Source organism: Alteromonas sp. KUL49 (genome assembly GCF_006538345.1).
Lineage (GTDB): Bacteria > Pseudomonadota > Gammaproteobacteria > Enterobacterales > Alteromonadaceae > Alteromonas.
The window spans coordinates 369,339-381,454 of record NZ_BJKL01000004.1 but is presented as its reverse complement, the minus strand read 5'-3'; the positions used below and the strand labels follow the sequence as shown (position 1 = coordinate 381,454).

General features: G+C 45.9%; 9 protein-coding genes and 1 pseudogene. 6 read left to right on the top strand and 4 right to left on the bottom strand.

The window, feature by feature from the left end; translation table 11 throughout:
• Positions 1 to 12 precede the first annotated feature (12 nt).
• Genes EYS00_RS09525 through EYS00_RS09500 form a run of 6 tightly spaced genes read left to right on the top strand, consistent with a single transcriptional unit; the run spans position 13 to position 8,138 of the window.
• Positions 13 to 687 carry an FHA domain-containing protein gene (locus EYS00_RS09525; protein ID WP_130636309.1) on the top strand — a complete coding sequence of 225 codons (675 nt, stop codon included), beginning with the start codon at positions 13 to 15 and terminating at the stop codon, positions 685 to 687.
• A gap of 27 nt (positions 688 to 714) precedes the next feature.
• On the top strand, positions 715 to 1,572 hold the full coding sequence (locus EYS00_RS09520) for a PP2C family serine/threonine-protein phosphatase (protein WP_130636308.1): 858 nt from the start codon (positions 715 to 717) through the stop codon (positions 1,570 to 1,572).
• Between the two features lie 46 nt (positions 1,573 to 1,618).
• Positions 1,619 to 2,350, top strand: coding sequence for a hypothetical protein (locus EYS00_RS09515; RefSeq protein WP_130636307.1), 732 nt, complete (start codon positions 1,619 to 1,621; stop codon positions 2,348 to 2,350).
• Positions 2,350 to 4,131, top strand: coding sequence for a M4 family metallopeptidase (locus tag EYS00_RS09510; RefSeq protein ID WP_130636306.1), 1,782 nt, complete (start codon positions 2,350 to 2,352; stop codon positions 4,129 to 4,131). The genes EYS00_RS09515 and EYS00_RS09510 overlap by 1 nt, the downstream gene beginning before the upstream one ends.
• Positions 4,132 to 4,147: 16 nt before the next feature.
• Positions 4,148 to 5,482: a PP2C family serine/threonine-protein phosphatase gene (locus EYS00_RS09505; protein ID WP_130636305.1), complete on the top strand. Its 1,335-nt coding sequence runs from the start codon at positions 4,148 to 4,150 to the stop codon at positions 5,480 to 5,482.
• A gap of 13 nt (positions 5,483 to 5,495) precedes the next feature.
• Positions 5,496 to 8,138, top strand: a complete 2,643-nt coding sequence (locus EYS00_RS09500) for an SUMF1/EgtB/PvdO family nonheme iron enzyme (RefSeq protein WP_130636304.1) — start codon at positions 5,496 to 5,498, stop codon at positions 8,136 to 8,138.
• An 18-nt stretch (positions 8,139 to 8,156) separates the two neighbouring features.
• Here the strand turns inward: EYS00_RS09500 and nadK are convergent, their stop codons facing one another.
• The 4 genes and pseudogenes from nadK to EYS00_RS09480 all read right to left on the bottom strand — a co-directional run bounded on the left by nadK (position 8,157) and on the right by EYS00_RS09480 (position 12,083).
• Positions 8,157 to 9,032 (bottom strand): NAD(+) kinase, encoded by an 876-nt coding sequence (gene nadK / locus EYS00_RS09495; protein WP_130636303.1) that lies wholly within the window; start codon positions 9,030 to 9,032, stop codon positions 8,157 to 8,159.
• A 67-nt stretch (positions 9,033 to 9,099) separates the two neighbouring features.
• On the bottom strand, positions 9,100 to 9,867 hold the full coding sequence (locus EYS00_RS09490; protein WP_130636302.1) for a 3-hydroxybutyrate dehydrogenase: 768 nt from the start codon (positions 9,865 to 9,867) through the stop codon (positions 9,100 to 9,102).
• Positions 9,860 to 10,873, bottom strand: a complete 1,014-nt coding sequence (locus tag EYS00_RS09485; protein WP_130636301.1) for a PHB depolymerase family esterase — start codon at positions 10,871 to 10,873, stop codon at positions 9,860 to 9,862. The genes EYS00_RS09490 and EYS00_RS09485 overlap by 8 nt, the downstream gene beginning before the upstream one ends.
• 15 nt (positions 10,874 to 10,888) lie before the next feature.
• A pseudogene (locus tag EYS00_RS09480) lies at positions 10,889 to 12,083 on the bottom strand (homoserine O-acetyltransferase).
• Between the last annotated feature and the right edge of the window lie 33 nt (positions 12,084 to 12,116).

Below are 12,116 nucleotides of genomic sequence, written 5' to 3'. Positions count from 1 at the left end.
GGAATCACGACGATGAGTAACTCAAATAACTTACCTCCTACACGGGTTATCCGTGGTGACAGTACTGTTGATGCCACTCGCAAAATTGATACTGAGTCGGCGAAACCTGCCAAGCCAACAATGAAAATTGATGAAGATAGGCCAATTCGCGGTGATAAGCCGGTGAATGTTGATATATCAAAAGACACGCATTTCAATGCCAGTGTAAAGGTAGATTCGCAGGCCGCTAGTGCAAAAAGCGAAGGAGGGAAGAGCAAAGCGAATCCGCCCAAAACTACCCTATATCGTCCCGGAGCAATTGTTGAGCCAGAGGCGGCTGTTGCTGCTCAAGATACGGATGCTCCAGTCATTGGTTGGTTAGTGGTTATCGACGGTCCGGGAAAGGGAACGGGGTTTTCTTTTAGTTATGGTGATCAATCTATTGGTAGAGAGCCTTCAAACAGCATTGCTCTCGATTTTGGTGATACAGGAATTTCACGAGAAGGCCATGCTAACGTTATATATGACCCACAAGTACGGGAGTTTTTCTTAACTCGCGGTGGAAACAATGTTTATCACCAAGGCAATCGTGTGCCCGGCAATGGTGAGGTTAATTTACAATCTGGCGATAATATATTACTCGGTACTACTACCTTAAAGTTTGTAGCACTGTGTGGAAAAGACTTCGATTGGCATGACTCGCAATAGCTTTGTATTGTTGATTAGTCGGTGACTATGTCAGTGAATATTTATTGGAGTGCTGATCAGATTCAGGGTGAGCGTCAATATCAAGAAGATGTATACGCCATAATAGACGGTGATTACGTTTGGATGCCGGGGCAGCGCCTCGATCTGTCTGAGATGGCTCTTGCTAATAATATATCTGTGTATTTATTAGCTGATGGCATGGGAGGCATGGGGCACGGAGACTATGCGGCCAAACTTGCTGTGCAGACGGTGGTCGATCACTTAATCGCCAACTGGAGTGAAACACTATCACTCAACGATTTGTCGCAAGCCTTGGTGCTAGCGAACGAGGCAATTCACGCAGCGGTAGCGTCTAACACGTCATACGCGGGAATGGGGTGTACTTTTATTGCCGTAGTGGTAGACAGTGCTAGCGGGCGAATGGACTGGGTCAGTATCGGAGACTCACCTTTGTTACTTAATAAAGGCGTAGAAACCAAGATGCTCAATACAAAGCATATCTGGGAAAATTGGACTGCGGTAACAGGCAATCTGCCCGGTGAAAAGGAAGCGAGTCTTGTCGCGAATCACGGTGATGCACTGTTCGCTGCCTTAGACGGGACATTGCCTCTACTACACGTACAGACAAGCTCAGGACAACATGTGTTGGACGATGGCGATATTCTTGTGATTGCTTCTGATGGGGTGGAGGTTATTGATTCCGAGCGTCTCTTGGATGTGATGAGTAGTGCGACATTAAGGTTCAGGAATAGTAACTGTGGTGACACAGTTGAAGATGCTTTGTGCGCTATGCAGAAAAGTATACTGACTCGTGTCGAGCGGCTTGAGCTTACGCACCAAGATAACACCAGTGTGATTTTGGTAGGTGCGAGGCAGCCTAACTAAATAAGCAAAGGCTTGTAGTTAAAAGGACGATAAAGTGAGGTATCCAGTGTCGAATAAAGTGTTACTTGTTGCGCTATTGGTTATAGGGATCGCTATGATGGTTGGTGGTATCACATGGCAAATGTCAGGTGGTGCAACTGTTGCTGGTGGCGATGTGAGCATGGAAGCTCAGGAAAAGGCCGGTGGCCAGCAAAGCCCTGCTTCTGACTCATCAAAAGTATCCACCGAGCCCGCAGGGGATTTAGAACTATCGCCGGTTGGCTCGTTACCCGTGTCTTCCGACATTTCTGTTGTAGACGATGCTAGCGCCGAACAAGTACTCGCAGAATCAAAAAGTGATATGGGTTTAGGGGAAGACGACACACTTCCTATTCTGAGTCACTCTGATGATGGTTATGGTCATACTTTTTATCACACCCAGCAGTATTACAAAGGCATACCTGTTTACGGTACCGAGATGGTGTTGAACACCCAAAATAACCAAGCGTCAGAAGTGATTGGAACTTGGTTGACCTCCATTGAGTTAGATGTGGTTCCTACTCTAGATGCCGAACAGGCCTTAATTGCCGCTTATAGAAGTCAGGGGGTTCCCGATAGTCGTCAAGTTGTGGTTACACAAGACCCAACAGCCTTGGTAGTTTACCCCACAGAAAATCGAGTCATTCTTGCATGGATCATCAATGGTAGATTAACCGACCCGCAAACCGAAGATTATCGCCATGTGGTCAATGCGCATGCGGGTGAAATGATTCTTAAGTTAGATTTGGTTCATCAATAATGAAAACGATAAAGCGCCTTGTAATAGCTGCCTTGTTCATTGGGTTGAGCGGAACGGTTAACGCAGAGATTTATGCCTTTGATTTTAAGGGGCAGTGTTTAACTACGGAATTTGATAATTTTATTCCTCGACATGAAGCCGACAGCTGGGCGCAAACTGCGTTTCCTGAGTACCGAGAACTTGGTGAAAAAGCCCAAATGGCAAAGTTTAATGTTCAGGTGGCCTACGATTTCTTCTTACAGGAGTTTCAATGGCGCTCTATCGATAATCAAGATACGGACATTCTGCTTTTCGCTAACTATGCAGGCACACGTAGTGATGATTGCGATTCGTATAATGCGTATTTTTGGCAAAACGAAGTTAGCGCTGCGGAAATCTCTATCCTTGCTGGATTTAGCGATGCGCCAACGGGGATCGGTCATGACTTAGACGTGGTTGGACACGAGTTTGGGCATGGAATTTACCGTGCGGGTTCAGGTGGCGATGGACACTTAGCTGGGCGAGCGTTAAACGACTCGGTTGCAGATATGGTGGGCGTTACAGTTCGTGCTTGGTTCGAGTCGGGTAAATCCTTTGAAAATACTGTAGTCAGAGCCGATAGTTTTGAATCGGGTAAGCACTTCATGACAAATATGCGCATGGCTGGTTATGATGTTGATGTCGACTTTTTGCGTGACATCTCAAATCCAACGCGCCATGGTGGGATTAGCCATACTGAAGATCTTGAGGCCTACATGCTCTTCATTCGCAGTCAGAATGCAGAAGCTGACCATTATGATGTGGGTGGGATCACCTCGTTAGCGTACGCACTTATGGTTAACGGTGGTCAACACCCAGTAAAAGGTGGTGATTCACTTGAACCAATGGGGTTTAAAACCTCTTTTAGCATTTTAATGTACGTCATTAAGAATAAGCTCCCCTTCAATGACAATGAAGATTTTGCCAGTGCGTTGGCTTATGCAGCTAGTAACATGTATGGAGCACAAAGCCTTGAACATCTTGGAACGGTTGCTGCGTTTAATGCGGTAGGCGTGTCTGTGACTGCAATAATGCCACCAGCAGTACCAACAGAGCCAACCGTGCCCGATGTGAGTTTACCCGCGCCTCCTTTGGAACAAGAACCCTCTGTACCTACACCTGATGTGAGTGTGCCAACTTCGACTCCCATACCTACTGACACCAGTGAACCAAATAGACCCCAAACAACACCATCTGCGTTGTCGCTAAATGGACCTATGGTGCTCATGATGTTGGGTGGTGTCGTTGTGTTGCTATCCGTGACAGTAATCTTGTTGTCTGGCAAACGAAACAAAGAAGTGCAAGCTCAGATGAGAGAGGCTGATGTTCCGTTTGGTGCGGGGTTAGATACTGTTCTGCAAGATAATCGCAAGGTAGAGAAAACACCCCATGTACCTGATCCAAAGCCCAATATTGTGAAAACCCACAAAATTGCTACCGAGCAGCTTAGGTTGGACATAAATGGCTACGCTAAAATGGTAGAGCTACAAAATAGCTGCGTCGAGGTGGGTAGAACAGCCCTAGCAGACATTGATCAAGACTTATCCAATCGTTTAGCGGACGACCCATACATCAGCCGTCGCCACGCTAGAATTGACTATTTTGAGGCGCAACAAGAAGTGAAGATCACCTGTTTGAGTGACAATGGATTAACTATTAATGGTATGCATGAGTTAGGTGCAAATGAGAAAGCAAGAATTTCAATAGACCGTCCGGTAGTGATAACACTTGGCAAAACTAAGATAACGGTATCAAAGGTATAGAAGGGCAATAGGATTCATGCTTAGCAATATGACCGCCAGCGGTGGACAAATACAAGGTGCAAGAGACTATCAGGAAGATAGCTATAGTATTGTCGAAAAAGTATCCCATCATGATGAGGGGGCGTTGTACGTACTCGCCGATGGAATGGGCGGCCATGAGGGGGGAGCTCAAGCCAGTGAACTGGCAGTGAGAGGCTTTTGTGATTGCTTCAGAAGTAGTGAGGGTGAAATAGCAGAGCGCCTTACTGAAGCACTTCACGCTGCTAATCAGGGAATAGCGGAGTTTGTCGCCGATAATCCAAGCTTCGAAGATATGGGAACCACACTGGTTGGCGTGTACATAGAGACCAACGGAGCACTTTGGTGGATTAGTGTGGGAGATTCTCCTTTATGGCGCGTGCGCAACGGGCAGCTTGAGCAATTAAATGATGACCATTCAATGGGGCCTGTGCTCGATAAAATGGTAGAGCTGGGTGATATGACTGCCAGCGAAGCAAAAAATAGCCCCAAGCGAAATGCACTTCGTTCTGTAGTACACGGTAAAGAAATTAAGTTAGTGGATGTCAGCGCTGAACCTGTCCAACTGATACAGGGTGACTGCATAATCGTGGCTTCAGACGGTGTTGAAAGTTTATCCAGTCTTGAAATACAAACTCATGTTGAACAGCAAAGATCTGCCGAGCATCTGGTGTCTGCCATTCTTCACCACATTGACGGCAAGCAGTTATCACATCAAGATAACGCTACGTTGATTGTAATAAAAACCCCTGAAGCTGATAAAGGCTCATCCGTACCGCCTATCACCAATACTTCAACAGATACTCAACAATCACAGGGCGTTAAATCTACCAATCACCAACTGCTGACAATAGCAGTAGTGCTACTCTCTTTGATGGTCGTTGTTTTTGGTACCATGTTGCTTTTCTCTTCCGACGAAAACACAGCTCCTCAGAGTACGCCACCTCCAGTGACAAGCGAGTCTAAAGAGACGACAAAAAATGTGCCGGCAGATATCGAAGTGATCGTTGAAGAAGAACAACACGAAATTGATAATGAACCTATCGATTTTGATGAGGATACGTTAAATCAAGAAAGCGATTCACCTGTAAAGCCAGAAGAAAAACCAGTACCAGACAACGACATTGTTAGCGACGTTAAAGACCCCGTGGTTATTGATGTTGAACAAGCGCCCGTTGAAGGTAAAGGTGAAAGCGATATATTAGAAATCAACGGTGAACAGCCATCTGATAATGATCAAGAGAACGATAACCAAGAAGTTGTTTGTGATGTGCTGTTGGAAGACGAGCAAAGCTGCGCTCAGGCGCAATCAATCGATGATGGAACTGAGTAAATAAGGCTGGAATATGGAATTTAATCATCAAGCATTGGCGATGGGGAGTACTCTTGGTGAGTACCGACTCGACAAAATTCTCGGTGTTGGCGGATTTGGAATTACCTACCTGGCAACTGATACGTTTTTAGATAAACAAGTCGCCATCAAAGAATATTTACCTGGTGAATGGGCGGTTCGAGACGAAAGCAGCAACATTATTGTTAAAACCGCATCGCTGGAAAAAGACTTTTCGTGGGGTAAACAAACCTTCATTGAAGAGGCGAAAATTCTTGGCAAGATGAAGCATCCCAATATTGTTGAAGTATTTCGCTATTTTGAAGCCTTGGGTACTGCTTATATTGTTATGGAGCTTATTGAGGGGGGGAGCCTGCTCGATAAGATTGAAAACAACGCCATTACTCCAGCATTGCTGCAAAAACTCGCTGATGATATCGCTGACGGTTTGTCTTACGTGCATTCCCAAACGTTCAGTTCAGACGATCCATCCTCTATTTTAATTCATCGGGATATCTCACCAGATAATATTCTTTTTCGCAAAGACGGTACTCCTGTACTGATTGATTTTGGCGCGGCTCGCCAAGTCGTTGGCCTCAAAAGCAAAGCAGTTTCCGCCATTGTTAAAGACGGATACGCGCCGGTTGAGCAATACGGAAGAGCGAGTAAGCACATGGGGCCGTGGACCGATATCTATGCATTTGCTGCGGTAATGTATGAATGTGTATCAGGTATTCGCCCCCACACGGCAACCGACCGTTTACTTGACGACTCTCAGACCAAGCAACTGAAAGATATAGATACACAACAATTCAACCAAGCACTCATTCGCGCAATAGATGCGGGTATGAAAGTTCGCCCTGATGAGCGCCCTCGTACCGTCTCTGATTGGCAGTCAACCTGGCAAGTATCTGAATCAGCTGAACCACAGCCGACTATCCCTGAATTAAGTGAGCTAGACACCTTTATTGAAGACTGCGTTTCAGATGGAAAAATTGGCCAACTAGAAATGCAGGCCCTAGTGAAAACCGCGTTGTCTAGAGGGCTTATGGCTCGTGATGCGCATCAGTACATTGTTACTTTTGCTATGAGCAGAGGCTGGATGGTTAATCTAGAGGACTATACGCCTCCAATTCCACCCAAAAGAACTGTTAAGAAGCCCGTTACGGTGAAGGATTTGTCTGGCGAGAAAAAGCGCTCTCAATCTAGTGCGTCTTCATCTGCCTCGAATTCAGCTTCAACCTCATCGGCACCATCGTCGGATACCAGTGAGCCTGCATCATCAAATGTTATGCTAAAAGCCTTCTTTGTGTTGCTGTTGGCTTCAGGCATGCTAGGTGGTGCTATTTATTATCAAAAAACACTGCCCGTTGAACCCACCGTGCCTCATTACAACCTAACCGTTAATGTGTTGCCCGAGTCGGCGAGTATCAAAGTTAATGGATACAATGGCCTCATTGGATTTGGCAGTGTACTGTCATTACCCGAGGGCGGTCATGACATTGTGATAGATTTTCCCGGTTTAGGGACTATCTACAAAAACATTGAGTTGAACCAAGACCGTGTGGTGACGTTTAACTGGGAAGCGCCAGTGGTTGAATTACTCTCATTAACCGTTAATGCTGACCCAAGTGATGCACGTGTTAGAGTGATGAACATTGTTGAAACATACTCTCGTGGTATGGCGCTGACAGAAGGTGAATATCAGATTGAAGTTAGCGCACCTGGCTATGTACCTCAAACACGATGGGTCACTTTAGCGCCCGGTAGTGAAGTGTTCAATTTTTCATTAGAAAGAAGAGTTTCTCGTCCAACGGATTCATTATTTTCCAGCTTAGTTACTATTCCAGCTGGGCAGTTCTACATGGGGTGTAGCGATGGAGACGATACCTGCTACGACGATGAAAAGCCTCAGCATTTAGTCAACGTGACGTCATTTAGAATGATGGAGCGAGAGGTGACCCGTAGAGAGTTTAGAGGCTTTATTGAAGCAACGGGTTACGTAACGTCTGCACAGCAAGATGGTAGTCAGGGGTGTTACGTCATGCTACCGGATTACAGCGGTTTTGATTATGTGGAAGGTCGATACTGGGGTAGCCCTGGGTTCAGTCAAACTGACGATCATCCAGCGACTTGTATCAGCGAAGATGATGCACAAGCGTATTTAACGTGGATAAACGAGGATAGTTCAATCACCTTTAGACTGCCCTCTGAAGCTGAGTGGGAGTATGCGGCCAGAGCAGGCAGTAGTACTCCATATGCATACGGCGAGCTAGCGGGTGGTATGTGCCGATACGATAACGTAGCCGATTTGACGGATTTTGAGGAAGACGCAACACGCAGCTGGTCAACACCTTTCGAGTGTAGTGACGGCTATGGTTTGGGCACTGCGCCAGTGAAGAGCTTCCAAGCTAACGCTTTTGGTCTTTACGATATGCACGGTAATGTAGGTGAATGGACTTACGATTGCTTGAATGAAAGTTATGTGGATGCCCCTACTGACGGTAGTGCATGGATATCGGGTAACTGCTCAAGTTCTATCATTCGAGGCGGCAACTGGAGCAATAACCCGCGTAATTCACGGGTTACCTACCGCTTCTGGATGAGCACTAGTGACTCTTATTCAGAAATTGGTATGCGATTAGCTGCCGACCTTTAACCAAGGTATACGGTGGGGCTAGTAGAGTTTACTGCCCCAACTGAGCTTGCTCCTTAGCACGTTAAAATAGTCATACCCTTTGGGGTGAACAAGTGTGAGTTTTTCGCGGCTTTTGTTTATCTTAATTTCATCGCCCGGCAACACTGGCAATACAATGTGACTGTCACAACTTACTTGTAGTGAATCACTGTTCACCTTTGACACCTTCATTGAAATAGTACTGTTTGCATCTACCACAATGGGGCGACTACTCAATGTGTGTGGAAACATAGGTACAAGAGTTAGCGTATCTAAGGTGGGCATAATAATCGGACCACCGGCAGAAAGTGAATACGCCGTTGAACCCGTTGGCGTAGCGACAATTAAACCATCAGAACGCTGGCTAAATACAAACTGGTCATCAATGTAGATTTCGAATTCCATCATATGAGCGACTTTACCGTGGTGAAGAACCACCTCGTTCACAGCGGCATTATTGCTCTTTAACTTTTCATGCCTAAAGACGCCTACCTCGAGTAGGAAACGTTCTTCAACTACGCACTCGCCGTTAAAAATCATATCGAGTTTTTGCGTCATTTCGTCGGGATGGATATCAGTGAGGAAACCCAAGTTACCACGGTTCACGCCCACCACATGAATATCAAAGCGAGATAACACCCTCGCAGCACCTAGCATACTGCCGTCACCACCGACGACCACCGCTAAGTCGGCCTCTTTGCCTATGTTTACTAGATTGGAAACTTCGTGGGGAAATCCTGAAAGAACGGCAGATAGGGTATCTTCAACGATGACTTTACAGCCTCGGTCCAATAAATACTTTGCGAGCAAAATTAGGCTGTCGTGAATAGCTTCGTGCTGTGGTTTACCGATGAGTGCAACAGTTTGATAGGGCATAGAATGCTAATGTCCTTCCTAGTACGTAGGTCGGACATTAGCACAGAAGTTTTATCATGGAAATGATTTACCTAGCGGTCCATCCGCCATCAAGTACCAGAGTTTGCGCAGTGATGTTTCGCGCACTGTCCGACATCAGAAATGCCGTTGTATCAGCTAGTTCTTGTAAACTGATGAACTGTTTTTTCGGCATAGGTTCAAGCATGATTTTATTGATGACATCCTCTTCGGACAGGTTGTTCTCAATAGCTTGGGCGGCGATTTGTTTTTCCACCAGTGGTGTCTTTACGTAGGCAGGGCAAACCGTATTGATGGTAACGTCACAATCGCCAGTTTCTAGGGCAACGGTTTTCGCAAGCCCGAGTAGCCCGTGTTTCGCCGCTACGTAAGCTGACTTGTAGGGTGAGGCAACAATCGAATGAATTGATCCTATATTGATTATTCGACCAAAGTTGCGCGCTCGCATTGATGGCAAGAAGGTTTGTGTTAGCAGCGCAGGTCCCACCAACATTATATTGATAAGTTGCTGCCATTTTTCGGGTGGAAATTCCTCAATTTTACTCACGTGTTGAATGCCTGCATTATTGACTAAAACATCCACAGGTGTCTCTTTTAAGGTTTCAGTTAGCGCTGCAACACTCTTTGCGTCGCAAACATCAACGGTAACTGCGCCTGCACTAAATCCCTGTGAAACCAATTCACTTGCCGCTGATTGTGCTGCGTCTTCATTTATATCAGCGATGATGATGTGATGACCACTTTGTGCCAGTGATGTGGCAATACCAAAGCCAATTCCGCTTGCCCCACCGGTAATAAATACATTGCGTTTAATCATTGTTGGCCTCTGTTGAGTTAGCGTTTAGAGCACTGATGATAGAATTTACTGCTTTGATTTGGTCGCCATTTTTGTTGGCGTAATCTTCAGATGTATATCCCCACCAATCCCAACAACCTTGTGGATTAAGTGGCATGAATAACGATTTCTTTGTTTGTGGATATAAAACAACAATTTGGTTGTCATCTGCCCACTGGTTGATGCCCGTTTGTGTCACGTAAGCCATGTCCACGGCGTCAGCATATTGATTACAGCCGTGAAAACTGACGTGAAGCTCACAAGTCGTCCCACCTTCACAAGTCTTAGGCACAAATACATAGCCTTCTTCAGCCATTGTTGTTGCATCTGACCCTGCTAGCTTGTGTTGATCAATGGTATAAACGCTTCCTGTTAGCGCATCATCAGGAGGCGCCAACCCGTCTATCAAATGATTGAGCATGTCGCCTGCAGCATCGTAATCACACCTACCGATATACGGGCTTTCTGAAACTTCGCAGGCGCCACCATCTGCCACTGTTGGGAAAACGTGACTTATGGATTTGTCCCTAACATAGACGATATTTTCTTCTTGTGTCCAGCCTTTGTATTGGCTGAACAGCAAATTGCTCACGTCCTCAATAACACGGTCGTCAAGCGTGCCGTGAAAAAGCCATACTTTGTCATCTTTCAGATTAATTAATGGGTCAATTTTACCTTGATTAGCATAATCAGCAGCAATTTGGTTGAGCGGTGCTAGCGTTAATCCGTCAGTGGTTTTATTAACGCACTGCGCAAGTGCAGTACTGATATCGCCCTGAGCACAATAATAGGGCCCTGCGGCGAGAATCCCTGCACCAGAGACCATCTCACTGTGAGCGAGGTGGAACTGTATTGCCATGTAGCCACCAGAAGAAAGCCCCGATAAAGTGATTGAATCGGTGTCTAGTGTAAGTTTTGGTAGCGTTTCGGCAGCGCTTGCGACAGATACACTCAAACATACCGAGGCAAACAACGAATAATATTTCATGGGTATTTTCCTGTATTACTGTTTGAGAAATTCGGAAATAAGGTTGGCTTGTTCTGTGATATCCAAAACACCTTCTAAGTGTCCCAAATCACCTTCTAAAGTGGCATAACTGGATGAAACTTCGCCATCAACCAAAAGCTCATGAACATTTTGGGCGAGGTAAGGCATCAACAACAAATCATTGGTCGCCGGAATAAACAGTGTTTTTGCTTTAACCGATGCCAATCCTTCTTTGAGCGAGCCTTTATGCCCAGCCACAAAAAGTTGGCAGGCTCTCACCAAGTAAAGCAGATGATTGGCATCCATTTGCTGTGCTCGACTTTCTGCTCTAGAGCGCAGCCAATTCACAATAGTATGGTTTTTGACGAATGTCACGCATCGGAGCTTCTTCTAACTGTTGATAACCCAGAGCTTGTCCCTGTTGATTAAAAAACGCAGGTGTTAATGCGTGTTGAGTGATCAACATGAGTGAACCGACTAAACCGTCGATAGGTTGTTCTTCTTGAGAGTAATTCCCTTGCTTCCAACGGCTATCTACTTTAATTGGCGTTGTCCATTGTTCTAACGCAGCGGTTGTCCAAGCATCGGACTCTCCAGCACCAATCACTGAAATCATTCTCGGCACCCAATCAGGATAAGCACTTGCCCAGTCTATCGCCTGCATGGAACCCATCGATGCCCCCACAACAGCGTGTAACTTTGAGATACCAAGACTTTCAAGCACCGCTTTTTGCACATTCACGAAGTCTCTGATTGTTACCACGGGAAAGTCGAGTCCCCAAGGCGTCCCTGTCTCTGGATTTACTGAAGCTGGCCCTGTTGTTGTTACCGTATCGCTGTATGCGTTTAGGTTAACGAGGGTATCCACGCTGATAACATAGTAAGTGGACGTATCAATTGCTTTACCAGGACCAATTAGGGCATCCCAATACCCTAATGCTCCCTCTGGTGTATATCTTCCAGCAGCATGGGACGACCCTGAAAAGTAGTGGGTAACAAGAACAACGTTTGATTTATCTGCGTTGAGTTCACCATAGGCCTCCCAACCAACACTTACGTTGGATATAGTGGCTCCATTGAGAAGGGTTAAAGAAGGTAGGGTAAATACCTGCTTTTCCACCAACGGCAGTATGTTCTGTTCCTTGCTCTCAACATTAGCAATAGCGATGCTCGACAACCAGCATAAGGACACCAGTGCAAGCCGAAGCATATAATTTTGAACGTGAGTGACTAACTGCAATGT

What these genes read in the sequence shown, in the direction of transcription:
- EYS00_RS09525 (WP_130636309.1), top strand. Translation starts at nt 13, where the DNA reads ATGAGTAACTCAAATAACTTACCTCCTACACGGGTTATCCGTGGTGAC.
- EYS00_RS09490 (WP_130636302.1), bottom strand. Translation starts at nt 9,867, where the DNA reads ATGATTAAACGCAATGTATTTATTACCGGTGGGGCAAGCGGAATTGGC.
- EYS00_RS09520 (WP_130636308.1), top strand. Translation starts at nt 715, where the DNA reads ATGTCAGTGAATATTTATTGGAGTGCTGATCAGATTCAGGGTGAGCGT.
- EYS00_RS09510 (WP_130636306.1), top strand. Translation starts at nt 2,350, where the DNA reads ATGAAAACGATAAAGCGCCTTGTAATAGCTGCCTTGTTCATTGGGTTG.
- EYS00_RS09505 (WP_130636305.1), top strand. Translation starts at nt 4,148, where the DNA reads ATGCTTAGCAATATGACCGCCAGCGGTGGACAAATACAAGGTGCAAGA.
- nadK (WP_130636303.1), bottom strand. Translation starts at nt 9,032, where the DNA reads ATGCCCTATCAAACTGTTGCACTCATCGGTAAACCACAGCACGAAGCT.
- EYS00_RS09500 (WP_130636304.1), top strand. Translation starts at nt 5,496, where the DNA reads ATGGAATTTAATCATCAAGCATTGGCGATGGGGAGTACTCTTGGTGAG.
- EYS00_RS09485 (WP_130636301.1), bottom strand. Translation starts at nt 10,873, where the DNA reads ATGAAATATTATTCGTTGTTTGCCTCGGTATGTTTGAGTGTATCTGTC.